The organism is Pseudomonas putida, from assembly GCF_002025705.1.
Classification (GTDB): Bacteria; Pseudomonadota; Gammaproteobacteria; order Pseudomonadales; family Pseudomonadaceae; genus Aquipseudomonas; species Aquipseudomonas putida_J.
On sequence record NZ_CP018846.1, the window covers coordinates 3,380,464 to 3,405,625 of the forward strand.

Sequence of the window (25,162 nt, forward strand, 5' to 3'; positions counted from 1 at the left end):
GATTATCGATCAGGCACCGGCAATGGCGCCTCACTGTTCCAGGCAGTCACCGGCCGGCTGAACAGGTTCTCGGTCTGGAAATGCGCCATCCGCCACTGCCCTTCTTCCTGCGCAAAACTCACCGTCAGGCGCGCCGCATTCAGGTGCGAAGCACCATCGGCAAACGTGCTGGTCTGCAACATCACCCAACGCCCCAGCCCCTGCCCGCCGTCCACCTCGATGACCTCACTGGTCAGGAAGTGCACGTTCAAGGCGAAATGCGCCGGGGTTTTCATGTAGGTGGCGAACATCGCGCCAATCGCCTCACGGCCCCGGTAACCACCAAAGCTCGCGGCATACTTGGCACCCTTGCCTTCCCACACGGCCTCGCGGGTGAACAGCCCGGCCAGTTCGTCCAGCGGAGTGCTGGCATCGAGCTGGTCGCACAGTTCCATGTAGCGGTTGATGCATACGCGAATGGCTTGCTGGTCTTCAAAGCGCTGCAGGCGGGCCTGCAGCTCATGGATATCGGTCATCGCCACCTCAGTACAGGTTCAGCAGCAAGCGCTCGGCCACGGCCAGCAGCTTCTCGTCGGCGCCCTTGGCCGCCACCAGTTGCAAGCCGACCGGCAGGCCGGCTTCGCTGCCCAGTGGAATGCTCAGGGCCGGGTGCCCGGACAGGTTGAACGGCCGTACCAGCGAGGTCATGCCCAACACGGCACGGGTGTCGGCGGCGTCTTCCAGGCGCAGCGGGAAGTCCGGCATGGTCGGCAGCGCCAGCACATCGTAGCTGGCCAGGGCCTGGTCGACTTCCGCGGTGAAGCGGCGGCGCACCTCTTCGGCTTCTGCCAGTGCGCTGTCGGTGGTCTGCCCCGCCGCTGCCAGGCGCCCGGCGATATCGGCGCCGACCTTGCCGGTTTCCAGCAAGTGGCCGCAACCGGCAAAGGTCTCGCGGTTGATCACTACCATGCCAGCCTCATAGGCCGCGCCAAAGTGCTTGAGCTCGACGTTGCCCAGGGGCAGGCCGCTGGCTGTCAGGGCACCGTGCACCACCTTGTGGATCGCCGCCTCGGCAGTAACCCGCAGCACGCCGATACGGGCCCTGGCCGGCACCTGCGCCGGGGTGAAGGTCGGGTCGATCATCGTCATCGCCCGCACCAGCATCGGCAGGCTCGCGGCAAACGGGCCGACGCAGTCGAGGCTGGTCTGTGCCGGCATCACGCCTTTGCGGCTGACCCGGCCAAAGGTCGGTTTGAGGCCGAACACGCCGCAGCAGCAGGCCGGCACACGCACCGAGCCACCGGTGTCGGTGCCCAGGCTGAAGTCGGCCAGGCCCGCAGCCACGGCTGCAGCCGAACCGCTTGAAGAACCACCCGGAATGCGCCCTGGGAAGCGTGGGTTGGCCGCCGTGCCGGTGTAGTGGTTGATGCCGGTGGTGCCGAATGCCAGCTCATGCAGGCTGACCTTGCCAGTCAGCCGCGCGCCGTTGGCCAGCAACTGGCTGACCACCTCGGCGTGCCGTTCGGCCAGCGGAGCATCCTCCAGCGCCTGGCTGCTGGCGCGGGTCGCGGTACCGGCGACGTCGATGGTGTCCTTGACCACGACCCGGGGGCCGCTGCCGCCCAGATCAAGGGTTTCAACTATGATTGTCATTTTCGTGGAGCCCTTTTCAAGAATGGATGGCGGACCGTGGCCCAGCCATGAACATGCGTGCCAATTACTTGAAATGTCAACTGAACATTCCCGTAATTACTGACACAGCTGCGGTGGTCAAATGCGCGGAAAGGTCTATGATGTCGCGACTATTCCGCACAAGTAGTGAATCGATGAGCACGTCTAAAAACAAAGGCCACAGCCATCACGACCCGGCCAGCGATGAATTTCGCAAGGAAGATTTCCCCTTCTACTGGCTGGCCCGTGTGCACGGCCGCTACACCCAGAACATGGAACGTCTGCTGAAGAAGGTCGACCTCGACGTGCCGCGCTGGCGCGTGTTGTGGATCCTCAACGAGAACGGTGAATCGAGCATTTCCGAGATTTCCACCCACGCCATCGCCAAGCTGTCGACCATTACCAAGATCGTCTACCGCATGAAGGAAGATGGCCTGGTCGATACCGCGCCCAGCCCCGAGGACGGGCGCGTGACCCAGGTGCGCATCACCGAGGTCGGCCTGCAGAACATCGAGCGCATGCAGGATGTGACCCGCGAATTGTTCCAGCGCAGCTTCAAGGGGTTGACCGAGGCGCAGGTGCAACGGTTGAACAAGATGCTGGAAGTGGTGTTCCACAATCTTGAGACCCTGTAATGCCTGAAGACCGCTGGGGCCGCTTTGCGGCCCTTTCCGACCGGTCCGGCGCCCCGGCAAGGCCGCTCCTACAAGGGACCGCGCTCTTCTGTAGGAGCGGCCTTGCCGGGGCGCCGGACCGGTCGGAAAGGGCTGCACAGCAGCCCCCGCTTCAGCAGGCTTTGGACGATTCGCACACCCGGTGATAGGCCCGGTTGAAATACACCAGCCCGTCATCGGCACCGCCGTGGCGGATGTCCTGGATTTCGCAGTAGAAGATGCTGTGCGACCCCACCTCATGCACCTGGGCAATCCGGCAGTCGAAGTTGACCAGCGCTTCCTGCATCACCGGCGCGCCACTTTCCAGCACCGTCCAGTCGGCAACGGCAAAACGCTCGTCCATGTTCAGGTTCCTGTTGGCGAAGGCGCCCGACAGTTCCTGGTGGGTGCCGGCCAGCACGTTCACGCACAATGCGCCGTTGGCCTTGAACTGCTCGTTGGAGTACGAAGACCGGTTCATGCACACCAGCAAGGTGGGCGGCGAGTCGGTCACGCTGCACACTGCCGAGGCGGTGAAGCCGAAGCGGCCGGCAGGGCCATCGGTGGTGATGACCGATACGGCGCCACCGAGCAGCGCCATTGCGTTGCGAAATTGGGATACGTCTACCATGGTCATGCTCCTCAGATATCCAGCACCAGCTTGTTGGACTTGGCCCGCGAGCAGCACACCAGGATCTGGTCGTTCGCGGCTTTTTCTTCATCGGTCAGGTACACATCGCGGTGGTCCGGCTCGCCTTCGAGCACTTCGCACATGCAGGTGCCACACACCCCTTGCTCACACGAGATGTCGATCTTGATACCCACCTGCGCCAGGGCGTCGAGGATGCTCTGGCCCTCGGCGACCTGCACGGTCTTGTTGCTGCGCGCGGCGACCACTTCGAAGCCTGCACCGCTGGCGTCGACTTCGACCTGGAAGTACTCCTTGTGGATGTGTTCCTCGCTGTAGCCTTGCTTGCGCGCGCCGTCGATCACCCAGTCCATGAAGCCCGACGGGCCGCAGGTGTACATGTGCGTGCCAGCCGTGCCAGTACCGAGCACGTCTGCCAGGTTCAGGCGCTGGGCCGCCTCTTCATCGTCGAAGTGGGTGTACACCCGGGCGGCGAACGGCGCGCTGGCCAGTGCATCGAGGAAGGCGCTGCGGCTACGCGAGCGCCCGCAGTAATGCAGTTCGAATTCGGCGCCCTGCTGGTGCAAGGCGTGGGCCATGGCGATCATCGGCGTGATGCCGATGCCGCCACCCAGCAGGATCGAACGGCGGGCATCGGCCGCCAGCGGGAACAGGTTGCGCGGAGTGCTGATCTGCACCTCGTGCCCTTCCAGCAGGCTGTCGTGCACGCTCACCGAACCGCCGCGGGAGGCCGGGTCTTTCAACACACCCAGGCGATACACCGTGGCATCGGCCGGGTCGCTGCACAGCGAATACTGGCGCACCAGGCCCGGGGCAACATGGATATCCACATGCGCACCCGCCTCGAAGGCCGGCAGCGCCGCGCCATCGGCCCGGCCCAGGTCGAGCACGACCACGTCGGCCCCTTGGATCTCGCGCTTGCGCACGACTACATTCAACAATTGTTCATTCATGGCCGGTGTCCCGCCTAACAGAGGGGCGCGTGGGCGCCCCGGAAAATATCAACGCATGAACAGGCCGCCGTTCACGTCCCAGGTCGCCCCGGTGGTGAAGTAGGCCTCGGGCCGCGCCAGTTGCACGATCAGGTCGCCAATGAAGTCGGCATCGCCCAGGCGCTGCACCGGGATGTTGGCCAGCAAGCCCTGCAGGCGCTCGGCCGGCACTGCGGCATGCACCGCAGGCGAGTCGATCGGGCCAGGGGCGATGGCATTGACGGTGACGCCACGGGCGGCGAATTCCTTGGCGAAGATCTTGGTCAGGGTGACGATCGCGCCCTTGCTCGCCGCATAGTGCGCGCCGGTGGCGGTGCCGCCGTTCTGCCCGGCCAGCGAGGCCATGTTGATGATCCGCCCGTAGCCGGCTTCGGCCAGGTGCGCACCCAATACCTGGCAGCCGAGGAACACGCTGCGCAGGTTGAGGCCGACCACGGCATCGAACTCTTCGGGGCTGATCTGCATCAGCGGCGTGGTCTTGGTGACGGCGGCGTTGTTGACCACCACGTGCAGGGCGCCGAAGTGCTCCAGCACCTGGGCCAGGGCGTGCTCGAAATCGGCCTTGCTGCCGACGTCGAGCTTGACCGCCAGGGTGCGCCCGCCCAGCTGCCTGGCGGTGGCCTGGGCCTGTGCCAGGTCACGGTCCGAGACCACCACATCGAAGCCTGCGGCGAGCAGCCTGGCGCAGAAGCGCTGGCCGAGCCCCTGGCCGGCACCGGTTACCAATGCGACTTGGTTCATGGCGTGCTCCTCAAAGGATGTAGCCGATACCGGCAAGGGTATCGTCGCTGTTGATCAGGCTGATCACCTTGCGGTGGATCTTGAAGCCGCCTTCGGCGCGCACCAGGGTGTAGGTCAGGTCGGCGCTGTAGTGCTTGAGGCTTTCCTTGCGGAACTCGCGGATGTTCTGCGCGGCCCGCACGGTGACGTTGACGCCGTCATCGGCCAGTACGCGGAAACGCGAGATCGTGCGCACGGTGCGTGGCTGCGGGCTGGTGGAAATCGACTCGCCGCCGATCAGCCGCTGCACGCGCAGGCCACGCATGTGGTGGTCGTCGTAGGCGTAGTTGAGGGTGTTCTCGTAGTCGGTTTCCTTCGGGTTGATCGGGATGATGTAGGTCCCTTTCCCGGTCCACAGGCTCAGCCAGGTGTCGTATTCACCGTGGTCGAGCATGTCGCCTTCCTGCCAGATGAACGCGGTGACTTCATTGAGCAATTGCAGGTTCATCATTTGGCCTCCGCAGTCATCATCTTCTTCCACTGCTGGTACGCCGCGCGCATGCCGGTTTCGGCACTGACGTCAGAGACCAGGCCGTCTTCGCTGGGCTTCTCGCCCGGCAGGCCGCGGTTGAGCATGATCCACAGGTTCTCGCCGGCATTGGCGCCTTTCTGCACCCGTTCCCAGGCTTCAGAGTCGTCCGGGGTGCCGAAGCCCATCGGGCCCTGGAAGTGCTCGTGCAGGCGCAGGCGGTAGCGGTTGGCTGCCGCCGGGCCGCCGTCCATGGTGATCACCGAGTGATGGATTTCGGTCTCGGTGACCGAGATCGGCTGCAGCACGCGGAAGAACGCCATCGAGCAGGCGACGTTGGGGAACAGGTTGAGGTTGAAGCCCGAGCCACCGACGGCGCGCACGATTCGGCGCACCTGCTGTTCCTCGATGCCTTCGTCGCGCAGTTCGGCGGCGAGGCTTTCGAAGCGCTCGGGGATCGGCTTGTCGAGGTCGGCTTCAAGGTCCACCAGCTCGGGGATCATCACCATCACGCTGTGGCCGTTGCCCAGGTCTTCGACGTAGCCGGGGCCTTTGACGAAGTCGAACAGCTCCAGGGTCTGCTCGTCGACCGAAGACAGGAAGCTCTTGTGCACCAGCGGGAAGTGGTAGGCGTCGGTGGTGTTTTCCAGCTGGATCTTCCAGTTGCCGGGGAAACGGAAGCGGTGCTCGCCAGGGACCTTGATGCCGTAGCCGGCGCCCTGCTTCATGAACAGGTCCATCCACTTCTTCGCAGCGCCCAGGAAATCTTCCAGCGGCTCGATGTCGTCCTTGAAGGTGGCGAAGACCATGCCGGCGTAGCTTTCGGTGCGCAGGCTGACCAGTGGCAACTCGGCCTTGTCGATGCAGTCGCCGTAGCTTTCCGGGTGCGGAATGCCGCGCAGCGAGCCGTCGAGGGCATAGCCCCAGCCGTGGTACGGGCAGACGAAGCTGTTGGTCTTGCCCTTCTTGTGCTCGCACACCGTGGCGCCGCGGTGGCGGCAGCGGTTGAGCAGCACGTTGATGCCCTTCTTGCGGTCACGCACCACGATCACCGGCTGCTTGCCGATGTAGGTGGTCTTGTAGCTGCCGGCGTCGGGGATTTCGCTTTCGTGGGCGACCCAGATCCAGGTGCTGTGGAAGATCTTTTCCAGCTCGGCGTCGAACAGCGCCGGGTCGGTGTACAGGGAGGTGTGGACGCGGTCGGGCTGCACCAGCTCGGCCGGGTCGACCGCCAGGTTGACGGCGGGGATCAGGTTGGTCACGGCATACTCCTCGAATCAGGCGCGCTGGATGATCAGTTCGCGGCCGACACGGGCCTCGACCTTGGCGTAGCGCCACAGCTTGTACGGCCCCTCGCCCACCGCAGTGCTGCGGAACAGGTTGCAGGCGGCATGCACGGTTTCGATGTCCGGCACGTCGGCCAGCAGGTAGGTGGTCCAGGGGAAGCCATCGGACGGGCCGACCATGCTCTGGTCGTCATCCATGTTGCCCAACACGTTGACCCCGGCCAGGTCGTGGATGCCATTCCACATCGCACTGAACGCGGCCCACACCTGCAGTTGCTCCTCACGCGGGGCATCGAAGAAGTTCTGGTTAATGCCCATGCAGAACAGCACGCGCAAGGCTTTCTTATCGCTCATGTCAGTAATCCCGAAAGTTACAGGTAGCCCGGCAGGGGCTGTTTGCCGAAGAACATCGCCCCGGCGTTCTGGTAGGTGACGTCGCCCATGAAGGCGTGCTGGGTGACCACTTGCGCGTCATTGACGCAGCGGGCCAGCGGGCTTTCGTTGTAGATGCCGGTCATGCCCGAGAGCATCTGCGCGCTGCGCGCCACTTCGGCGGCCACGCGCGCGGCATGGGTGGAGGACAGGCGCAGCAGGTTGGTGACCTCGATCGGTACCGGGTCGCCGGCCAGCACGTGCGCCCAGGCCTGCTCGATGGATTCGTAGAAGAACGCCCGCGCCGAGCGCAGCGCCGCCTCGGCCTTGGCCACGTCGACCTGGGCCAGTGGGCGGTCGGCCAGTGCCGGGGCGCCGGTTACCGAGATGCGCCCGCTGGCCATGCCCGACAGCTCGTCCAGCGCGGCGCGGGCAATCCCCAGGCCGACGACAGAGAGCACCTGGGTGGCGAACGACAGCGACGGGTAGCGGAAGAACGGCTCGTCGAGGTTCGGCTTGCCACCGCGCACGAAGGTCCACTGCTCGCCGACCACCACGTCTTCGACCAGCAGGTCGTGGCTGCCGGTACCGAGCAGGCCGACGGTGTCCCAGGTTTCTTCGATGCGGGCCTGGCTGCGCGGCAGCACCGCCAGGCGCGGCAGGTCGAGCTTGTCGCCGTTGCGCGGGGCAATGCCGACGCCAACGATGTCGGCACCCATCGAGCCGCTGGAGTACTTCCAGCGGCCGTTGACCTTGAAGCCGCCGGGCACGGTCTCGGCCGGTTGCGGCGGGAAGATGCCGCCGGCGAACACGGTGTCGGGGCTGCTGCCGTAGATTTCGGCGATGGTCTCCAGCGGCAGCGCCGCCAGGTACACCGGGCTCATGCCGAAGCTGGCAACCCAGCCGGCCGAGCCGTCGGCATGGGAGATGCGCTCGATCATTTCGCAGAAGGCAGCCGGCGAGCACTCCAGCCCGCCAAAGCGTTTCGGCACCAGGGCGCGGTACACGCCATGGGCCTTGAAGGCATCGATCACATCGCGGGAAATGTGGCGCTGGCGATCGAACTCACCCAGGCGGGCACGATCACGTACCCCGTCAAGCAAGGCCTCGAAGGCAGGGCCAGAGGCGAGCGCCGACACAGGCGCGGCACGCAGGCAAAGCGAATCCATGGACATTCTCCGTCTCAGGCGCGGTTTTTGTGTTGTTTGGCAGGCGGCGAAATGGCCAGGCTCGGCAAAGACGAGCAGCGGCCACGCAGGGGGGCAAAGGCTGGGTCGGGCGGCATGGTTCTGTCTCTCTTGTTTTAGGTGCCGGTGACAAAAATTTGCGGCCGATTACGTGAATTGTCAATTGAATTTTCACGCTAAAAATCACCATAACCTCCTGAGAGGCCATCCTTAAAATCAGCATAAAACCCTATATCCAATTGATTCATATCAATTTTTATATCGCTGACCCGCCATGGAAAATCAGCTGAAAAAAATAACCCTGCACGGCGATATGCCAAAAAATTTTTAGTCGACTTTTCACATGATTCCGGAGAGAAAAAAGCTGGTGTAGGATGGCCAGGCAAGGAGCGCGACAAGGCCGGCCAGCTGCGCCGAGCCCATAAAAAAAACCAGCAAGCGCCCCACCAGGATCGATGGGGACACGCCAATGCCTGCCGTGATTACCCCCGAGGTCGAGGCCATGCCCACCCGCCACATCGACTTGCAGGACCATCGCCTGCGTTATCTGCACCTGAGCCACGACAAAGGCTCCATGCGCGCCGCCGCCGAAGCCCTGGGCGTCGCCACCTCATCGGTCAGCCGGCAAATCGCCCGGCTGGAAGAGGAACTGGACATCGAACTGGTCCGCCCCGGCACCCATCGCATCAGCCTGACGGCTGCCGGCGAGGCGGCGGTGGACTACTACGTCGAACGCACCCGCCAACATGCCCAACTGGTCGATCGCCTGGATGCGTTGCGCGGTCTGCAGCAGGCGTCCACGGTGATCGCCATCGGCGAAGGCCTGCTGGGTGCCCGGGCAATCAACTCGCTGCAGGGTTTTCTGCATGCCCATGGCGCGCACAAGGCCGAGATCATCAGTGCGCCCTCGCTGGAGGTGCAGCGCCGGGTGCTGGCCGATGAAGCGCACCTGGGCGTGATCTTCGCCCCCAGCGCCACCGCACGCCTGACGCGCCTGTACAGCCTGGCCCAGCCACTGCGCATGATCGTGCACCGCGACAGCCGCCTGGCCGCGCGTTCCACGGTCAGCCTGGAAGAGGTGGCACGTGAATCGCTGGTGCTGCCGGGGGCAGACTTTCGCGTGCGCGAACTGGCGGACGCGGCGTGCAAGGACCAGCCGTTTGCCATCGTGCCCACGCTCACCTCCAACTCGCTGGCGGTGATCCTCGACTTCGTCCGCTCTGGCATGGGCGCCACCTTGCTGGCCGAGTTGCCGATCATCGACGAACTCAAGAGCGGCACGTTCAAGGCGCTGGCCATCGATTGCCCGGCGATGAATGCGACCGATATCCAGATCGTCACCCGGCGCGGGCGCACCCTGGATGGCCTGAGCCGCGAGCTGGCCACGGAGATGGCCAGGGCCGTGCGCATGGCGGCTAGCGCCTGAGAAAGGCTTGGGATTGCTGGGGGCGCGTGCGCCCCTTTCGCGACGCAAGGCCGCTCCTACAAGGGAATGTGATCTCCTGTAGGAGCGGCCTTGTGTCGCGAAAAGGCTGCAAAGCAGCCTCAGCTCTTGTTGCACAAAACGCAACGACATTGCCCGCCCCTGTCATTGAGCCCCTCCCCCCTGCCCTTTAGCGTTGCTCCCATAAGAAATCGCCCCACATAGGTGACCCCGTGAGCAACCTGATCCCCGCCGTCAACCTGACGGTCGACCCGGCCGAGCTGGTGCAGCCCGACCGCGTCCACACCTCCCTGTACACCGACCCGGCGCTGTTCGACGCCGAGCTGGAAAAGATCTTCCACAGCACCTGGATCTGGGTCGCCCACGAAAGCGAAATCCCCGACGCCGGCAGCTACAAGACCACCTACATCGGCAAGCAGCCGGTGATCGTGGTGCGTGACCGCAAGAAGGGCATCAACGTGCTGCTCAACCGCTGCCGCCACCGCGGCGCCACGGTGTGCGAGCACAAGAAGGGCAAGACCAACAGCTTCGTCTGCCCGTACCACGGCTGGGGCTATGCCCTCGACGGCTCGCTGCGCGGCATTCCGCACCCGGAAAGCTACGGCGACTGCATCGACAAGGCCGAGTTGCCACTGGTCAGCCTGCGCACCGAAAGCTACGCCGGCATGGTCTTCGCCACCTTCAAGGACGACATCGAGCCGCTGGAAGACTTCCTGGGTGCTGCGAAGAAGTGGATGGACCTGTTCATGAAGCAGGGCGCCGGCTACGGCATCAAGGTCCCTGGCGAGCACCGCTTCCGCTTCCCCGGCAACTGGAAGATCCAGCTGGAAAACACCACCGACGCCTACCACTTCCCGCTGGTGCACAAGAGCTTCCTGTCTTCGGTCGACGAGCAGACCCTGGAGCTGTTCGACTTCGTCAAAGGCCCCGGCTACGTCGAAGACCTGGGCAACGGCCACAGCGTGATGGTGATGATCCCCGAGCTGGTGGACCTTGAAGCCGACCTCGACAAGCCGATCCCCGAGCGCTTCGAAAGCCTCGCCGCCGAACTGCGCGACGAAGGCATCGAGGAACAGCAGGTGCGCCGAATCGTGCGCGCCGTCGGTGGCTCGGGCTTCAACCTCAACCTGTTCCCCAACGTCGCCTGCTCGATGGCGTTCTTCCGCGTGCTGCAGCCGATCTCGGTCACCGAGACCGAAATCCATCACTCGGTGATCACCATGGACGGCGGCCCGGCGGCAGCCAACCGCTACCGCCTGCGCCTGCACGAGCACTTCCAGGGCCCGATGGGCTTCGGCACACCGGACGATTCCGAAGCCTGGGAACGGGTGCAGAAAGGCGCCAATGCCGGCGAGAACCTGTGGATCATGCTCAACCGCGGCCTGCCGGGCGAGAAGCCCAGCGAAGACGGCCTGGTCTCTGACGTCAGTGCCGAAACCGGCATGCGCGCGGCGTACCAGCAGTGGAAGAAGATGATGACTGCGGAGGCCAAATGATGAACCTGCAATTGCTCAATGAAGTCACCGCGTTCATCTGGCAGGAAGGCGACATGCTCGACCACGGTGAATACGACACCTGGCTGAGCCTGTGGACCGGGAAAGGGACCTACATCATCCCGATCAACCCGAAGGAAACCGACTACGAGAACACCCTCAACTACGCCTACGACGACCACCACATGCGTGGCCTGCGCGTGCAGCGGCTGATCGGTGGCGAGTCGATTTCCACCAGCCCGCAGCCACGTACCGTGCGCACGATCTCGCGTTTCCGGGTACTGGCCGACGACGGCGTCAACGTCACCGTGCGGGCCGCGCAGAACATCCGCGAGTTCCGCAAGGAAAGCCTCAAGCACTACAGCGCCGACCTGACCTACACCCTGGTGCGCGCCGAGGGCGGTTTCAAGATCCACCGCAAGGTGATCAGCCTGATCAACAGCGACGATACCCTTGCCGGTATCGGCTACATCCTCTGAGGCCAGGCCGATGAACGATCAACTGCTCGATGTGATCGTCCAGGCCCGCGAGGTGCAAGGGGGCGACGTGGTCGTCCTCGAACTGGCCGCCGTCGATGGTCGGGCACTGCCACGCTTTGCCGCCGGCGCCCACGTCGACCTGCACCTGGCTCCCGACCTTATCCGCCAGTACTCGCTGTGCGGCGACCCGGCGCAAGCCAATGTCTATCGCCTTGGCGTGCTCAAGGACCGCCAGTCCCGCGGCGGCTCCGTGGCAGTGCACGAACAGCTGCAACCCGGCACGCCGATGCGCATCAGCGCACCGCGCAACCTGTTCCCGCTGGCCTGCGATGCCCAACGCTCGATCCTGCTGGGTGGCGGCATCGGCATCACCCCGATGATCGCCATGGCCCATGCCCTGCACGCCCAGGGCCAGCCGTTCGAACTGCACTACCGTGGCCGCTCGCGCAGCCGCTGCGCCTTCGTCGATGAACTGCTGGCCGCGCCGTTCGCCGCCAGCGTGTTCACCCACTTCAGCGACGAAGGCCCGGAACAACAGCTGGACCTGGCCCGCGTGCTCGGCCCGGGCAACCCCGGCGTGCACCTGTACACCTGCGGCCCGGCGGGCTTCATGGACTGGGTGATCGAAGGCGCGCGCCAGCAAGGCTTCGATGAGCAGCACATCCACCACGAGTACTTCCAGGCCGAGGTCGACACTTCGGGCGAGAGTTTCGAGCTGGTCGCTGCACGCAGTGGCAAGACCGTGCAAGTGCAAGCTGGGCAGACCCTGACCGCCGCCTTGCGCGAGGTGGGCGTCAAGGTCGAGGTGTCGTGCGAACAGGGAGTATGTGGCACCTGCCTGTGCGATGTGCTCGAAGGCGAACCCGATCACCGTGACCAATACCTGACCGATGAGGAAAAACAGAGCAACGAACAGATCGTGCTGTGCTGTTCCCGGGCGCGCGGCAAGCGCCTGGTGCTGGATATCTAAAAACAACAAAAACAATACGTGACAGACAAGCGGGCCACAGACCTACAGAGCTCCTCTGCCCAGTTGAACGACTGCCCAGACCTTGTACTGATCACATTTCCAGGATTACCCCATGGAACTCAAATGGCCGTTGCGTGCGAAATCGTTTTGCTTGTGTGTGGGCGCCGTATTACCCCTGACCAGCTTTGCCGACGTGGTGGATGACAGCCACCTGTCGCTGAACTTCCGTAACCTCTACCTGAACCGTAACTTCACCAATCCCAGTGCCCCGGTATCCAAGGTCGGCAACTGGTCGCAGGGTTTCGACCTGCAGTTCGAGTCCGGCTACACCGATACCCCGTTGGCCGTTGGCCTCGATCTCAATGGCCAGTACGCCTTTCGCCTGGACTCCACCGGCAACGATGGCTCGCTGCCGTACAGCCGCCATCGCCAGCAGGCCGCCGACGACTACAGCCGTGGCGGCGCGACGCTGAAGCTCAAGTACGCCAAGACCCAGGTGAAGATCGGTGATCAGAAGCCGTTCTACCCGGTCGCCTCCAACGACCCCAGCCGCCAGCTCGACACCATCTACCAAGGTGCGGTGATCGAGTCGCGCGATATCGACAACCTGACCCTGGTCGGCGGGCGCTTCTGGTCGATCGTCACCCGCGAGTCGTCCAACCACGAACGCTTGTACCGTTATGGCACCAACGACAGCCTGGACAGCGACGGCCTCGACTTCGCCGGTGCCACCTACAACTTCACCCAGGACCTGCAGGGCAGCTACTTCCATGGCGTGCTCAACGACATCTACAAGCAGGATTACGGCGGCATCAAGCACACCCTGAAGTTCGCCGACGGCTACCAGCTGAAGACCGACGTCGGTTACTTCAACAACCGTGAAGACGGCGCCGCACGCAGCGGCCCGGTGGACAACCGCGCCTACTTTGGCCTGGTGACCCTGGAAAAGAGCGGGCACATGATCGGCGCCAGTTACCAGCGCATGACCGGCGACACGGTGTTCCCCACCCTGAACGGCTACGTGCCGCAGCTGTGGCTGCCGAACTGGGCGAGCATCCCCTTCATCCGCCCGGACGAGCGCAGCTGGTCGGTGCGTTATGGCTACAACTTCGTGGCCATGGGCATCCCCGGCCTCAAGCTGTTCACCCGCTACATCAAGGGTACCGACGTCGATCGCGGCCCGGGCCTTGCACGCGACCAGGAAAGCGAGCGCGACATCATGCTCAGCTATGTCGTCCAGAGTGGCCCGCTGAAGGACCTTTCGTTCGACCTGAAGAACATGCGTACCCAGCAGAAGTACGGCAGCGACTACACCGAGTACCGCCTGATCACTTCCTACACCTGGAAGTTCTGGTAAGTGGCCCGCATGGAGATGGCTCATGACTAACCTCAACACCAGCATCACCCGTGATACCGACCCACGCACCATGCGCCGCATCGTCATCGCCTCGGTGCTGGGCAATGCCCTGGAATGGTACGACTTCTTCCTCTATGGCACGGCCGCGGCGCTGATCTTCGCCCCCCTGTTCTTCCCCGCTGGCACCGACCCGGTGCTTGGCACCATGGCCTCGTTCGCAGGCTTTGCCGTGGGCTTTCTGGCCCGGCCGCTGGGCGGCCTGATCTTCGGCCACATCGGCGACAAGGCCGGGCGCAAGAAGGCCCTGGTGATGACCCTGGCGATCATGGGCGCGGCGACCTTCGCCATGGGCCTGCTGCCCACCTTCGAACAGGCCGGCTACCTGGCCCCGGCGTGCCTGGTGATCCTGCGCGTGCTGCAGGGTGTGGCCTCGGGGGGTGAATGGGGCGGCGGCGTGCTGCTGCTCAGCGAAAACGCGCCAAAGGACCGCGTCGGCTTCTATGCGGCCTGGAGCCAGCTGGGCGTGTCGGGCGGCTTCGTGCTGTCGGCGGCGGCCTTCTACCTGGTGCAGATGCTGCCCCATGAAGACATGATGAGCTGGGGCTGGCGGGTGCCGTTCCTGGCCAGCATCCTGATCTTCGGCGTTGGCGTGTACATCCGCCGGCGCCTGCCGGAGAGCAAGGCGTTCGTCGAGGAGCAGGCGCAACAGGACAAGCCCGAGCACCTGCCGGCCATGGAAGTGTTGCGCAAGCACCCCAAGGCGGTGCTGCAGGCGATGGGCATCCGCATTGCCGAGAACGGCAGCGCCTACCTGTTCCTGGCGTTCACCATTGCCTACGCCAAGTTCACCGGGCTGGATACGCAGCTGGTGCTGGCCAGCGTGATGGTGGCGATGATCGTCGAAGCCGGCACCATCGTGTTCTGGGGCTGGCTGTCGGACATCATCGGCCGGCGGGTGGTGTACGCCATCGGCTCGGTCGGCCTGATGGTGCTGGCGTTCCCGTTCTTCTGGATGCTCGATACCCACTCGCCGGTGTGGGTGTACCTGGCGGCGTTGCTGGGCATGGCCTTCTGTCATGGCGCGATGATCGGCACCCAGCCAGCGCTGATGGGTGAACTGTTCCCGCCCAAGGTGCGCTATTCGGGGTTGGCCATGGGGCATGAGATTGCCTCGATCTTCTCCGGTGGGTTGGCCCCTCTGGCTGCGACGGCGTTGTTCAGCCTGTACAAGGACGCCTGGCCGGTGTCGGTGATGCTGGTGGTGATGGGCGCGATCACCACCTTGGCGGTGATCTCCATCAAGCCGCAGGCCAAGGCCTAGATTTGCTCCGTTTTTGCCCGGGCCTTTCCGTGCGGGGGGGGGCCGGGCTTTTTATTGGGCGGCTTGCCTTGGGGTTTGCAGCGCCTGGTAAATCGAGCGCCGCCCGCGCGGCGCATCGCGGATAAATCCGCTCCTACATTTGTTGCAACGTGGCCACGCCTGACAGGCCATGGTTGTCAGCCGGTTTGCACGGCTCAAGACATGCGCCAAGGCTGGCAACCATGGCCTGTCAGGTTCGGTACGTTGCAACAAATGTAGGAGCGGATTTATCCGCGATGCGCCGCGCGGGCGGCGCTCGATTTCAAAAACACCACAACCCGCAAGGCAAACACCCTGAACCCCAATCAAATTGCCCACCCGTGCCAACCTCTTGCCCCTGCCTGCCAATCCACTGCCCAGCCATTTCGCCATGCGCCACGCCCCGGTAGCCTGCCGCGAGCCCAACTCGCGTCACGGAAAACAACATGACCAACGCCTTGAGCATCCACAACAAGATCACCCTGCTCGCCAGCCTGTGCCTGGCTGCCGTCGTCGTGCTCCTCACCGCACTGGCCCTGGCCCAGCGCCAGGCCAGCGAAGACCAGGTCGGCAGCAACGCCAGTGACATGCTGCTGGCTGCCGCGCGCAGCAACCTGCGAGCCGAGGGCCAGGCCCAGGCGCTGCAGATCCAGCAAGGCTTCGCTCGCGCCTACACCTTTGCCGAAGGCGTCGGCCGCCAGGTCATGCACCTGCGCCAACGCGCAGAAATGCCACCTGCCGAACTACGCCGCGACCTCACCCAGGTGCTGCGCGATGCCCTGGCCGGGCGCCCGGAACTGCTGGGGCTGTTCATCACCTTCGAGCCCGACGCGCTGGACGGCCACGACGCCGACTTCCGCAGCCAGCTGGAACTGGGCAGCAACGACCATGGCCGGTTCGCCTTGTACTGGCTGCAACCTGGCCCCGGCCAGCTGCAGGCTGTACCTGGCGACGAGAAGATGCTTGCCGACACCTCCCCCGGCCCCAGCGGTGCGCCGTTCAATGCGTTTTTCAGCTGCTCGCGTGCCAGCGCCAAACCCTGCTTGCTCGAACCCTACGTCGACAGCTCCAGTGGCACCGCGCGGCTGGTCACCAGCCTGACCCTGCCGCTGATCGACCAAGGCCGTGTTGTTGCCGTGATAGGCCTGGACATCGACCTGGCGACCCTGCAGCGCGATGCCGAGAAAGCCGCCGCAGCGCTGTACGACGGCCAGGGCGATATCGCCATTGTCAGCACCGCCGGGCTGCTGGCCGGTGACAGCAGCCACTCCGAACGCCTCGGTACGCTGCTCAATGCACGCCACCCTGAGCAGGCCGCTGCCATGCTCGACGCCGCAGCCGCAGGCCACACGCAGGCGTTTGAAGATGCCAGGTACATGCGCATGCTGGTGCCGATCCAGCCACTGCCTGAAGCCAGCCCCTGGGCCGTGCTGGTGAGCGTCGGCAAGGACGTGCTGGGTGCGCCGGTGGCCGCCCTGCAAGAGCAGATGCGCACCCAGCGCCTGCGCAGCCTGGCCCTGCAAATCGGCCTGGGCCTGGGCGTGGCGCTGCTGGGCGTGGCGATGATGTGGCTGACCGCGCGCAGCGTCAGCCGCCCGCTGCTGCGGGTCGCCTACCTGCTGGAAGACATTGCCGAAGGCGAAGGTGACCTGACCCGCCGCCTGGCCTACCCCGGCAAGGATGAACTGGGCCGCCTGAGCCGCGCCTTCGACCGCTTCCTGGAGCGCCTGCAACCGGTGATCGCGCAGGTTCAGGGCGGCGTGCGCGACACCCGCGACACCGCCGACCAGTCGGCGCGTATCGCCAGCCAGACCAGCGCGGGCATGCAGCAGCAGTTCCGCGAGATCGAACAGATGGCCACCGCGCTGCACGAAATGTCTGCCACTGCCCAGGCCGCCGCCCACAGCGCCGCGCAAGCCGCCGAAGCCGCCCGCCACGCCGACCAGGCCACCGGAGCCGGCGTGCAGGTGATCGAAAGCACCACCCAGGGCATCCAGGATCTGGCCAGTGGCATGAGCGAAGGCATGCAGCGCCTGCACGCACTGGCCACAAGCAGCGAGCAGATTGGCGCGGTGATGGGCGTGATCCTGTCGATTGCCAGGCAGACCAACCTGCTGGCGCTCAATGCGGCGATCGAAGCCGCTCGCGCCGGTGACGCCGGCCGAGGTTTTGCCGTGGTCGCCGACGAGGTACGCGGCCTGGCCCAGCGCACCCAGGCCTCGGTGGAAGAGATTGGCGCGATCATCGACAACCTGCGCAACGGTACCCATGAGGTGACCGGCGCCATGCAGCTCAGCTACGAGCAGGCCCAGGCCAATGCCGAGCAGGCACGCCAGGCCCTGCAGGCACTGGCACAGATTCGTCAGGCGGTCAGCGTGATCACCGACATGAACGTGCAGATCGCCTGCGCCGCCGAACAGCAGAGCAGCGTCGCCGAAGAGGTCAACCGCAATGTCGAGGCGGTGCGCGATGTCACCGCCTCGCTGTCCGGCCAGGCCGAGCGCTCGGCGGGGATCAGCCAGCAGTTGAACGACCTGGCGTCAGAGCAGCAAGGGCTGATCGAGCGCTTCAAGGCCTGAGGCAAAGCGCGGCGCCAGCCCGGCCTGGTGCAGGCGCTGCACCAGGTGCGCCAGGCGTGTTTGCCGATAGGCATCGATATCGGTTTCGCGGTAGTCGTAGAAACCCACGCCATCACGCAGGCCATTGCGCCCGCTGGCCATGTTGTCCAGTACCGAATGCGGCGCCGTGTAGCGCTCGCCCAGGTGCTGGCTGAGGTAGGCCGAGGCGTGGTGGAGAATGTCGCCACCGCCCCAGTCGATGAACTCCAGCAGGCCCAGTACCGAGAAGCGCAGGCCGAAGCCGGTACGCACGGCCAGGTCGATCTGCTCGGCGCTGGCGACCCCCTCCTCGACCATGCGCGCCGCCTCGTTCATCACCAGCGCCTGCAGGCGCGGCACGATGAAGCCGGGTGTGGCGTTGCACAGCACCGGCACCTTGCCGATGGCCTGCAGGGTGGCCAGCAGTTCGGCGACAACCGCTTCACAGGTTGCGGCGCTGCGCGAGACTTCCACCAGCGGCATCAGGTGCGCCGGGTTGAGCCAATGGGCGTTGACCATGCGCTCTGGCGCGCTGAGCATGCCGGCTAGTTCGGTTACCAGGAAGGTCGACGTGGTCGAGGCGATGATCGTATCCACCGCCACGTGCCGGTCGATCCAGGCGAAAGCTTCACGCTTGGCCTCTAATACTTCAGGCACCGCCTCGAATACCAGCCGGCAATCTTGCAATGCCTGGCCCCCCGCCTCAAGCGTCAGCAGTTGAACCCGCGACAACAGCCGCTCGGCCTGCTGCGCATCGATCAGCTCAAGGGCCACCAGGCTCTGCGCCTCAGTGGCAAGCCTTACCCTGACCGCCTCGAAGTAGCTGGCCTGGGCCTGCGCCTGCCGCGCTTTCAGGTCGATGAGGCTGACGTGGATGCCGGCCTGGGCAAAGGCCAGGGCAATGCCCTCGCCCATCCGCCCGGCGCCGACCACGGCGACATGCCGCATCAACCCGCTCATGGCGCGATACCGTCGCGCAGCAAGGCCGCCATCTGCTCGCGGCCCAATGCCGCCAAGCCGAGGTTCTCCAGGGTGCGCCCTTCGCCATACAGGTCACGCCCGGTGACTGCCGAGGCCAAGGCCAGCAAACCCTTCGCCACCGGCGTCGGCACGCCGGCCCAGCGCCCGACCGAAACCAGCAACGACAGGCCCAGGCGGGTGTCTTCAAGCATGTAGCGGTGCTGCTGCAGGTCGATCTTCTCGCGCCAGTCGCCGCTGTCGGTGAGCTTGCCATGGGCGCCACGGCCGTACATCCACTCATCGCCCTGGTCGGTGTTGTAGTGGTCGGCCAAGGGGAAATGCGGCGCCGGGTAGCCCAGCGCCTCACGCACACGCATGCGTTCGGCATCCAGCGCATTGGTCACCCGGCGGATCGATGGCTGGGTGCCTTCGTTGTGGATGTCCCACGACTCGAAGTGCTCCAGCGGCCCGGCATTCATCAGGATCAGTGGCGGGTGAATGACCGGGCCGGCGTTCATCAGTGCGCCACTGAGGGCATCTTCGATCGGCTCGACGCTGGGGTACGCCTCGCGCAGCACGCTGAAGGCATGCGCCGACAGGCGACTGGGCAGCACACCGGTCGGCAGGCGCGTGGCGTAGGCACTGATCACCAGCTGGTCGGCGCCATGTTTACGCACCAGGTAAGGCAAGGTACCGGTTTCGGCAAAGGCCACCTCGGCACGGTTGCCGCAGTCGCGCATGGCCTTGGCGAACACGTAGCTGCCAAAGGTGCCTGGCGGCAGGAACACCACCTGGCCGGCGCTGAGCAGCGGCGCCACTTCAGCGGCCAGGGCCGCGTGGCTGGTCGACGGCAAGGGGATGATCACCAGGTCCGCGCCCTGCAGCGCCTGGGCCAGGTCGCTGACCAGCTGCAGGTTGTCGCCAATGGCCAGCTGGCGGGTGCCGCGATAATCGCGCACGCTGAGGCTGCCAATCGCCTGCAGTGTTCGCAAAGCCGCAGCGTCACGGCGCCAGAGCCGGGTGGCATGGCCGCGCTCGGCCATTTCGACAGCCGCTGCATAGCAGCCGTGGCCGCCGCCAAGAACAGTGATTTGCATGGGTGGAACTCCGCGTGTGTGTGGTAGGCCGATGCTAGCCATCACGCGTGTTGCCAGCGCTGCGGATCGCGCAGGCGGCCTACCGATTGCGCAGCTTTCAGCCCTTGAGCGTGTCGGAAGGCCGGCAACCGAAACGCTGCCGGTACTGCTGGGTGAAATGCGCGGGGCTGTTGATGCCAAAGCGCAGCAGCACGTCGGTCACGCTGCCCTCAGCCTTCTGCAGCGCCTGGTGCACCGCCAGCAGGCGCCGGTCGCGGATGAACTCGACCGGCGTCTGCCCAAGGAACTGGCGAAAGCCGTTCTGCAGCGTGCGCACCGAAACCCCGCTGAGCGCACACAAGGTGGCCAACGCCAGGGGCTTGTCCAGGTTCGCCTCGATGTATTCGCGGGCACGGCGCACATGGCTGGGCAGCGGTATGCCTGCAGGTTGCAGCAGTGCATTGGAGTAGTTGTGCGGCAACTGGGTCAGCAGCAGTTGCACCAGGTGGTCCGCCAGGCCCTGACGCAACGGCGCCAGGCTCAGTTGCAGGGCGAACAGCCGGCACAGGTAATCCAGGGTCAGGCTCAGCGCGTGCACGCCAGGGTGGTCGGCTGCCAGCGGCACGTCGAACGCCAGCGGCTGCTTCAGGCTGCGCCCCAAAAGCTGCTGCAAGTGCAGTTCCAGCGCCTCGCGGGGCATGCTGAGCACCGCATTGCGGCAGGCGCCGCCGGTGACGATACGGCTGCTGGCGAACGGTGAGCTGACGCTCAGCCCGCCCGCCGCCACGGCTGCATGTTCGCGGCCGTGGCGGATTTCGCACTGCCCCTGCAAGGTGGTGCGGAACAGGTACTGCGCGCCCGTGCCTTCGAGGCTGACTTCCACCGGCGCATCGTAGTGCAGCTGCAGCAGCCGCACGCCGGCAAACTCCACGCCGCTGACCTGCAACTGCGGCGCAGCACCGTCCAGCACCCGCAGCCGATGCGGGCAGAGATAACGGGCCAGCTGCACCTGCATCTCTGCCACATCCTGCGAATGAAACAGCGGAAAGCGCTCCAGCAGCCGGATGTCCGCCAGCATCTCAGGCCTCGGCGGGGTGTTCGCGGCGCATGCTGTCACGGAAGCACTTGCAGCCCTTGGCCAGCAGTACGATGGCCAGCAGCGAGGCGCCGAAACTGACGATCGACATCGACGAGCCGACTGCGGCCGGGGCGCCGAAGTAGCGGTCGGTGATCAGCGCCACCAGCGTGGTACCCAGGCCCAGCCCGAGCAGGTTGCTGATCAGCAGGAACACCGCCGAGACCTGGGCGCGCACCTGGTTCGGCGACAGTATCTGCATGGCAGCCGTGGAAGCCGGCATCGGGAACGAGGCGAAGAACATCGCCGGCACCAGCAAGGTCACCGACAGCCACAGCTGGTCGACCTGCGAATACAGCACTGCTGGCACGATCATGCCCACGGCGCCGATCACCCCGGTACGCATGGCCGCATCGCTGCGCCCGCGCTTGGCCAGGTGGTCGGTGAGCCAGCCGCCGAACACCACGCCGCTGGTGTTGGCCAGCAGCAGGATGGTGCCGAGCATGAAACCGGCCTGTTCGGGGCTCATGCCGAACTTGCGGATGTACAGCGCCGGGGTCCAGCTCATCATGCAGAACAGCGCCATGGCGTAGAACGAGAAGCCCAGGTAATGGCAGCCGAAAGTCGCCCGGTGGCGGCCGATGAAGCGCAGGCCATCGCTGAGGCGGACCTTGCGCACCTTGCCGTCGGCATCCAGCTGCGCGCCCTTGCGCTGCGGGTTGCGCACGGTCAGCCAGACCAGCAGGCCGACGATCACCCCGGGCAGGCCGACGATGAAGAACGCCAGCTGCCAGGCCTTCATCGCGCCGAGGATGGCCACCTCGATGGTCTGCGCGTCCTTGAGCAAGGTGATCACGTAGCCGCCGACCAGAAAGGCGATGCCACCGCCGACGAAGGAGCCGATCGAGTAGATGCCCACGGCGCGACCGAGCTTCTCCTTGGGGAACATGTCGCTGAACATCGAGTAGGCCGAGGGCGACAAGGCTGCCTCGCCGACACCGACGCCGATGCGCGCCAGGAACATCTGCGCGAAGTTCTTGCTCAGCCCGCAGGCGGCGGTGGCAAAGCTCCAGAAGATCACACCGACGGCAATGATGCGCGGGCGCGAGAAGCGGTCGGCGAGGTAGGCGATGGGCATGCCCATGAAGGCATAGAACAGCGAGAACGCCAGGCCGTGCAGCAGGCTGAACTGGGTGTCGCTCAACTGCAGGTCGGCTTTGATCGGCTCGATCATCAGGGCCAGGATCTGCCGGTCGACGAACGAGAAGATGTAGGCCACCATGCACAGGATGACCACGTACCATTCGTAGAAATAGCGCTTGTTGTGCTGCTTGAGGTGTTGTTCTTGAGTGAGGGTATTCATGCTCGCGAATTCCTGATGGGACAGCCTGGAAAGGGATTACAAGGCAGTGACCTGTCAGTAACAGGCGAACGCACGCAAGGCGGGATTACGCATGACCAAGGACCTTTATTGTTATTGGAATGGAGGTATGGCGATTACTTGAATTGCAGCCTGTTCTCGCTTCGCTGTGGCAGCGGGCTTGCCCGCGAAGCCGACACCGTGGTGAATGGCACGGGCTTCGCCCGTGTTCGCGGGCTCGCCCGCTCCCACAGGGATCGCGCCAGATTCCAGAAATTGAGCGAGACAGTTGCTCCCACAAGGGATCAGGTCAGGGCTCAGTCAACCTGCAGCGCCCGTGGCCGGTGGCTGCGTTCCTCGGCCTCTGGCGCCTTGGCGGTCTGCAGCTGGAAGTCGAACGACAGCTCGGCAAAGCGCTCGCCCTGCACGCCACGGTCACGCGCCGCCGCGGCATCGTCGACAAAGCGCAGGTCGCCAATCAGGCCGTCGCGGGTGGCGTAGGCGAAGTCGTCCCACAGGTACTTGTCACCGGCGAAGTTGATCTGCGTGGTCAGGTGGCGGTGGCCGGGTGCCGAGATGAAGAAGTGCACGTGGGCCGGGCGCTGGCCATGGCGGCCGAGCAGGTTCAGGCACTCCTGGGTCGGGCCCTGCGGGTCGCAGCCATAGCCCGACGGCACGATGGAGCGGGCGCGGTAGCGGCCTTCGGCATCGGTGACGATACGGCGGCGCAGGTTGTATTCGGACTGGGCCGAATCGAAGTACGAGTAAGTGCCCTGGGTGTTGGCATGCCACAGGTCGACGGTGGCGCCGGCCAGCGGTTGGCCGGCGGCATCGAACACCTGGCCCTGGAGGAACATCACCACACCGGGGTCGGTGCCGTCGTCCATGCGCGCTTCACCCTCGGACAGCGGTGCCCCGGCCACGTACAGCGGGCCTTCGATGGTGCGCGGGGTGCCGCCGCTCAAGCCGGCTTCGGCGTCCTTGGCATCCTGCAGCAGGTCGATGAAGTGCTCGATGCCCAGGCCCGCCGCCAACAGGCCTGCCTCGTTGCGCCCGCCAAGGCGGTTTAGGTAGTCGACGGCATGCCAGAACTCGTCCTCGCTGACCTCCAGGTCTTCGATCAGGCGTGCGGTGTCCTGCAACACGCGCAGGATGATCTGCTTGAAGCGCGGGTTGCCTTCGGCCTGGCCAAGGCCGGCCACTTGCTCGAAGAAGGCCTTGATATCGGCGGTGTGGGAGATCTTCACGGTCATTTCTGCTTACCTCGAATTGTTCTTGTCAGGTAGTCGTGGTTCAAGGGTGAATCAGCGGTCGTCGCTGTGGATCGACGAGGGGTGGCGGCACAGGCCGTCGACCTCGATGTCCATGTACGGGAACAGCGGCAGCTGCATCAGGGTGTCGTGCAGCGCCTCGACGCTGGGCACGTCGAACACGCTGTAGTTGGCGTAGTGCCCGGCGATGCGCCACAGGTGGCGCCAGGTGCCCTCGCGCTGCAGGCGCTGGGCCAGTTCCTTCTCGTCGGCCTTCAGTTGCGCGGCCTTGGCCGGGTCCATGTCGACCGGCAGTTTCACGGTCATCTTCACGTGGAACAGCATGCTGCTTTCTCCTGTCTTGCAAATGTCCAAAGGCGTGCACGGCTTCTTGTAGGAGCGGCTTCAGCCGCGAACACGGGCGCAGCCCGTGCCATCCACCGCGTCGCCTGCTTCGCGGCTAAAGCCGCTCCTACAGGGTGTGTGTGTTCTTTCAACGGCGGGCAAAACGCGCCAGGCGTTGTTCGTCGAGTGTCAGCCCCAGGCCCGGGGTGCGTGGCACGTGCAGCTGGAAATCGTGGTACTGCGGCGGCTCATTGACGATCTCTTCGGTCAGCAGCAGTGGCCCGAACAGCTCGGTGCCCCAGGTCAGCTGGCGCAGGGTGAGGAAGGCATGGGCCGACGCCAGGGTGCCGATCGAGCCTTCGAGCATGGTCCCGCCGTACAGGGCGATTCCCGCCGCTTCGGCGATCTGCGCGGTGCGCAGCACGGCGCGCGGGCCGCCGTTCTTGGCAATTTTCAGAGCGAAGATGCTGGCGGCGCCATCGGCAGCCAGGCTGAAGGCGTCTTCGACGCTCTCGATGGATTCGTCGGCCATGATCGGCGCCGGGCTGCGCTGGTTCAGGCGCACCTGGCCGCCACGGTTGATGCGCGAGATCGGCTGTTCGATCAGGTCGATGCCGTTGTCGCCCAGTACCTGGCAGGCGCGGATAGCTTGCGATTCGTCCCAATACTGGTTGACGTCGACGCGCACGCTGGCGCGCTCGCCCAGCTCGCGCTTGATCGCCACCACGTGCTTCAGGTCCTGCTCCAACGGGTTGGCGCCGATCTTCAGCTTGAACACCCGGTGGCGACGCACCTCCAGCATGTGCTCGGCCTCGGCGATGTCGCGGTTGGTGTCGCCGCTGGCCAGGGTCCAGGCCACTTCCAGGCTGTCACGCACCCGCCCGCCGAGCAGCTCGCTGACCGGCAGGCCAAGGCGCTTGCCCTGGGCGTCGAGCAAGGCGCTTTCGATGCCGGACTTGGCGAAGGTATTGCCCTTGGCAAGCTTGTCGAGCTTGAGCATGGCGGCGTTGATGTTGTCCGCGGGCAGGCCGATCAGCGCTGGCGCCAGGTGCGCGTCGATGTTGGCCTTGATGCCCTCGGGGCTTTCGTAACCGTAGGCCAGGCCACCGATGGTGGTGGCCTCGCCGATGCCTTCCACGCCGTCGCTGCAGCGCAGGCGCAGCACCACCAGGGTCTGCTGCTGCATGGTGTGCATGGCCAGCTTGTGCGGGCGGATGGTTGGCAGGTCGACAATAATTGCGTCGATGCGCTCGATCAGGGCGTTTGTCATGGTGCGAAGGTCCCGTCAAATCAGGCCGCAGTCTGCAAACCCGATACTACATTTACTTGATTATTCAAGCATTGCGCGAGACCCTGAGGGCCGTCCAATATCAAATGAA

General features: G+C 65.0%; 24 protein-coding genes and 1 pseudogene. 9 read left to right on the forward strand and 16 right to left on the reverse strand.

Going from position 1 to position 25,162, the window contains the following annotated elements:
* Window positions 1-2: 2 nt before the first annotated feature.
* Together BUQ73_RS15190 and BUQ73_RS15195 are read right to left on the reverse strand one after the other, a co-directional pair.
* On the reverse strand, window positions 3-515 hold the full coding sequence (locus tag BUQ73_RS15190; protein ID WP_079228672.1) for a nuclear transport factor 2 family protein: 513 nt from the start codon (window positions 513-515) through the stop codon (window positions 3-5).
* Window positions 516-522: 7 nt separating this feature from the next.
* The gene (locus tag BUQ73_RS15195) at window positions 523-1,632 is read right to left on the reverse strand and encodes an amidase (protein ID WP_079228673.1); all 1,110 of its coding nucleotides are present in this window, start codon (window positions 1,630-1,632) and stop codon (window positions 523-525) included.
* A 173-nt stretch (window positions 1,633-1,805) separates the two neighbouring features.
* Between BUQ73_RS15195 and BUQ73_RS15200 the strand changes: the two genes are divergently transcribed.
* Window positions 1,806-2,285, forward strand: a complete 480-nt coding sequence (locus BUQ73_RS15200) for a MarR family winged helix-turn-helix transcriptional regulator (RefSeq protein ID WP_079228674.1) — start codon at window positions 1,806-1,808, stop codon at window positions 2,283-2,285.
* 151 nt (window positions 2,286-2,436) lie between these two features.
* Here BUQ73_RS15200 and BUQ73_RS15205 read toward each other — a convergent pair whose 3' ends face one another.
* Genes BUQ73_RS15205 through iacA form a run of 7 tightly spaced genes read right to left on the reverse strand, consistent with a single transcriptional unit; the run spans window position 2,437 to window position 8,020 of the window.
* Window positions 2,437-2,934, reverse strand: coding sequence for a flavin reductase (locus BUQ73_RS15205; RefSeq protein WP_027919344.1), 498 nt, complete (start codon window positions 2,932-2,934; stop codon window positions 2,437-2,439).
* An 11-nt stretch (window positions 2,935-2,945) separates the two neighbouring features.
* The gene (locus tag BUQ73_RS15210) at window positions 2,946-3,905 is read right to left on the reverse strand and encodes a PDR/VanB family oxidoreductase (protein WP_079228675.1); all 960 of its coding nucleotides are present in this window, start codon (window positions 3,903-3,905) and stop codon (window positions 2,946-2,948) included.
* Window positions 3,906-3,953: 48 nt separating this feature from the next.
* Complete coding sequence (locus BUQ73_RS15215) at window positions 3,954-4,685, reverse strand: SDR family NAD(P)-dependent oxidoreductase (protein WP_079228676.1); 732 nt, start codon at window positions 4,683-4,685, stop codon at window positions 3,954-3,956.
* Between the two features lie 10 nt (window positions 4,686-4,695).
* Window positions 4,696-5,172 carry an aromatic-ring-hydroxylating dioxygenase subunit beta gene (locus BUQ73_RS15220; protein WP_079228677.1) on the reverse strand — a complete coding sequence of 159 codons (477 nt, stop codon included), beginning with the start codon at window positions 5,170-5,172 and terminating at the stop codon, window positions 4,696-4,698.
* A complete protein-coding gene (locus tag BUQ73_RS15225) occupies window positions 5,172-6,455 on the reverse strand; it encodes an aromatic ring-hydroxylating oxygenase subunit alpha (RefSeq protein WP_079228678.1) in 1,284 nt (427 codons plus the stop codon). Before BUQ73_RS15225 ends, BUQ73_RS15220 begins: the two co-directional genes overlap by 1 nt.
* A 15-nt stretch (window positions 6,456-6,470) precedes the next feature.
* Window positions 6,471-6,833 (reverse strand): hypothetical protein, encoded by a 363-nt coding sequence (locus tag BUQ73_RS15230; protein ID WP_027919399.1) that lies wholly within the window; start codon window positions 6,831-6,833, stop codon window positions 6,471-6,473.
* A gap of 17 nt (window positions 6,834-6,850) precedes the next feature.
* Window positions 6,851-8,020: an indole-3-acetate monooxygenase gene (iacA, locus tag BUQ73_RS15235; RefSeq protein ID WP_079228679.1), complete on the reverse strand. Its 1,170-nt coding sequence runs from the start codon at window positions 8,018-8,020 to the stop codon at window positions 6,851-6,853.
* Window positions 8,021-8,507: 487 nt separating this feature from the next.
* On the opposite strand from iacA, the gene BUQ73_RS15240 reads away from it, so the two are divergent.
* The 8 genes and pseudogenes from BUQ73_RS15240 (at window position 8,508) to BUQ73_RS29005 (ending at window position 17,699) form a co-directional block, all read left to right on the forward strand.
* Window positions 8,508-9,464, forward strand: coding sequence for a LysR family transcriptional regulator (locus tag BUQ73_RS15240; protein WP_237772706.1), 957 nt, complete (start codon window positions 8,508-8,510; stop codon window positions 9,462-9,464).
* 230 nt (window positions 9,465-9,694) lie between these two features.
* Window positions 9,695-10,978: an aromatic ring-hydroxylating oxygenase subunit alpha gene (locus BUQ73_RS15245; protein ID WP_079228680.1), complete on the forward strand. Its 1,284-nt coding sequence runs from the start codon at window positions 9,695-9,697 to the stop codon at window positions 10,976-10,978.
* Entirely contained in the window at window positions 10,978-11,454 is a 477-nt protein-coding gene (locus tag BUQ73_RS15250) for an aromatic-ring-hydroxylating dioxygenase subunit beta (RefSeq protein ID WP_079228677.1), read from the forward strand. Before BUQ73_RS15245 ends, BUQ73_RS15250 begins: the two co-directional genes overlap by 1 nt.
* Window positions 11,455-11,464: 10 nt before the next feature.
* Window positions 11,465-12,424 (forward strand): PDR/VanB family oxidoreductase, encoded by a 960-nt coding sequence (locus BUQ73_RS15255; RefSeq protein ID WP_079228681.1) that lies wholly within the window; start codon window positions 11,465-11,467, stop codon window positions 12,422-12,424.
* 112 nt (window positions 12,425-12,536) lie between these two features.
* Window positions 12,537-13,781 carry an OprD family outer membrane porin gene (locus BUQ73_RS15260; protein ID WP_079228682.1) on the forward strand — a complete coding sequence of 415 codons (1,245 nt, stop codon included), beginning with the start codon at window positions 12,537-12,539 and terminating at the stop codon, window positions 13,779-13,781.
* Between the two features lie 22 nt (window positions 13,782-13,803).
* On the forward strand, window positions 13,804-15,102 hold the full coding sequence (locus tag BUQ73_RS15265; RefSeq protein WP_079228683.1) for an MFS transporter: 1,299 nt from the start codon (window positions 13,804-13,806) through the stop codon (window positions 15,100-15,102).
* 1,583 nt (window positions 15,103-16,685) lie between these two features.
* Window positions 16,686-16,793: pseudogene (locus BUQ73_RS29000) on the forward strand (hypothetical protein); the annotation flags it as partial.
* 201 nt (window positions 16,794-16,994) lie between these two features.
* Window positions 16,995-17,699 (forward strand): methyl-accepting chemotaxis protein, encoded by a 705-nt coding sequence (locus BUQ73_RS29005; RefSeq protein ID WP_416171827.1) that lies wholly within the window; start codon window positions 16,995-16,997, stop codon window positions 17,697-17,699.
* Here BUQ73_RS29005 and BUQ73_RS15275 read toward each other — a convergent pair.
* The 7 genes from BUQ73_RS15275 to BUQ73_RS15305 form a co-directional block, all read right to left on the reverse strand.
* Complete coding sequence (locus BUQ73_RS15275) at window positions 17,661-18,677, reverse strand: 3-hydroxybutyryl-CoA dehydrogenase (RefSeq protein WP_079228685.1); 1,017 nt, start codon at window positions 18,675-18,677, stop codon at window positions 17,661-17,663. The genes BUQ73_RS29005 and BUQ73_RS15275 overlap by 39 nt on opposite strands.
* Window positions 18,674-19,774, reverse strand: a complete 1,101-nt coding sequence (locus BUQ73_RS15280) for an NAD/NADP-dependent octopine/nopaline dehydrogenase family protein (RefSeq protein ID WP_079228686.1) — start codon at window positions 19,772-19,774, stop codon at window positions 18,674-18,676. The genes BUQ73_RS15275 and BUQ73_RS15280 overlap by 4 nt, the downstream gene beginning before the upstream one ends.
* Window positions 19,775-19,871: 97 nt before the next feature.
* Window positions 19,872-20,831: an AraC family transcriptional regulator gene (locus BUQ73_RS15285; protein WP_079228687.1), complete on the reverse strand. Its 960-nt coding sequence runs from the start codon at window positions 20,829-20,831 to the stop codon at window positions 19,872-19,874.
* Between the two features lies 1 nt (window position 20,832).
* The gene (locus tag BUQ73_RS15290; protein WP_060486151.1) at window positions 20,833-22,191 is read right to left on the reverse strand and encodes a spinster family MFS transporter; all 1,359 of its coding nucleotides are present in this window, start codon (window positions 22,189-22,191) and stop codon (window positions 20,833-20,835) included.
* Between the two features lie 314 nt (window positions 22,192-22,505).
* Complete coding sequence (gene catA / locus BUQ73_RS15295; protein WP_079228688.1) at window positions 22,506-23,441, reverse strand: catechol 1,2-dioxygenase; 936 nt, start codon at window positions 23,439-23,441, stop codon at window positions 22,506-22,508.
* A 51-nt stretch (window positions 23,442-23,492) separates the two neighbouring features.
* A complete protein-coding gene (catC, locus tag BUQ73_RS15300) occupies window positions 23,493-23,783 on the reverse strand; it encodes a muconolactone Delta-isomerase (protein ID WP_003256111.1) in 291 nt (96 codons plus the stop codon).
* 148 nt (window positions 23,784-23,931) lie between these two features.
* Window positions 23,932-25,053, reverse strand: a complete 1,122-nt coding sequence (locus tag BUQ73_RS15305) for a muconate cycloisomerase family protein (protein ID WP_079228689.1) — start codon at window positions 25,051-25,053, stop codon at window positions 23,932-23,934.
* Window positions 25,054-25,162 lie beyond the last annotated feature (109 nt).

Coding starts and splice junctions, on each gene's coding strand:
- BUQ73_RS15210 (WP_079228675.1), bottom strand. CDS start 3,905: ATGAATGAACAATTGTTGAATGTAGTCGTGCGCAAGCGCGAGATCCAA.
- BUQ73_RS15255 (WP_079228681.1), top strand. CDS start 11,465: ATGAACGATCAACTGCTCGATGTGATCGTCCAGGCCCGCGAGGTGCAA.
- BUQ73_RS15195 (WP_079228673.1), bottom strand. CDS start 1,632: ATGACAATCATAGTTGAAACCCTTGATCTGGGCGGCAGCGGCCCCCGG.
- BUQ73_RS15265 (WP_079228683.1), top strand. CDS start 13,804: ATGACTAACCTCAACACCAGCATCACCCGTGATACCGACCCACGCACC.
- BUQ73_RS15290 (WP_060486151.1), bottom strand. CDS start 22,191: ATGAATACCCTCACTCAAGAACAACACCTCAAGCAGCACAACAAGCGC.
- BUQ73_RS15260 (WP_079228682.1), top strand. CDS start 12,537: ATGGAACTCAAATGGCCGTTGCGTGCGAAATCGTTTTGCTTGTGTGTG.
- BUQ73_RS29005 (WP_416171827.1), top strand. CDS start 16,995: ATGTCTGCCACTGCCCAGGCCGCCGCCCACAGCGCCGCGCAAGCCGCC.
- BUQ73_RS15220 (WP_079228677.1), bottom strand. CDS start 5,172: ATGAACCTGCAATTGCTCAATGAAGTCACCGCGTTCATCTGGCAGGAA.
- BUQ73_RS15285 (WP_079228687.1), bottom strand. CDS start 20,831: ATGCTGGCGGACATCCGGCTGCTGGAGCGCTTTCCGCTGTTTCATTCG.
- BUQ73_RS15240 (WP_237772706.1), top strand. CDS start 8,508: ATGCCTGCCGTGATTACCCCCGAGGTCGAGGCCATGCCCACCCGCCAC.
- iacA (WP_079228679.1), bottom strand. CDS start 8,020: ATGGATTCGCTTTGCCTGCGTGCCGCGCCTGTGTCGGCGCTCGCCTCT.
- BUQ73_RS15275 (WP_079228685.1), bottom strand. CDS start 18,677: ATGAGCGGGTTGATGCGGCATGTCGCCGTGGTCGGCGCCGGGCGGATG.
- catA (WP_079228688.1), bottom strand. CDS start 23,441: ATGACCGTGAAGATCTCCCACACCGCCGATATCAAGGCCTTCTTCGAG.
- BUQ73_RS15305 (WP_079228689.1), bottom strand. CDS start 25,053: ATGACAAACGCCCTGATCGAGCGCATCGACGCAATTATTGTCGACCTG.
- BUQ73_RS15215 (WP_079228676.1), bottom strand. CDS start 4,685: ATGAACCAAGTCGCATTGGTAACCGGTGCCGGCCAGGGGCTCGGCCAG.
- catC (WP_003256111.1), bottom strand. CDS start 23,783: ATGCTGTTCCACGTGAAGATGACCGTGAAACTGCCGGTCGACATGGAC.
- BUQ73_RS15280 (WP_079228686.1), bottom strand. CDS start 19,774: ATGCAAATCACTGTTCTTGGCGGCGGCCACGGCTGCTATGCAGCGGCT.
- BUQ73_RS15190 (WP_079228672.1), bottom strand. CDS start 515: ATGACCGATATCCATGAGCTGCAGGCCCGCCTGCAGCGCTTTGAAGAC.
- BUQ73_RS15230 (WP_027919399.1), bottom strand. CDS start 6,833: ATGAGCGATAAGAAAGCCTTGCGCGTGCTGTTCTGCATGGGCATTAAC.
- BUQ73_RS15250 (WP_079228677.1), top strand. CDS start 10,978: ATGAACCTGCAATTGCTCAATGAAGTCACCGCGTTCATCTGGCAGGAA.
- BUQ73_RS15200 (WP_079228674.1), top strand. CDS start 1,806: ATGAGCACGTCTAAAAACAAAGGCCACAGCCATCACGACCCGGCCAGC.
- BUQ73_RS15205 (WP_027919344.1), bottom strand. CDS start 2,934: ATGGTAGACGTATCCCAATTTCGCAACGCAATGGCGCTGCTCGGTGGC.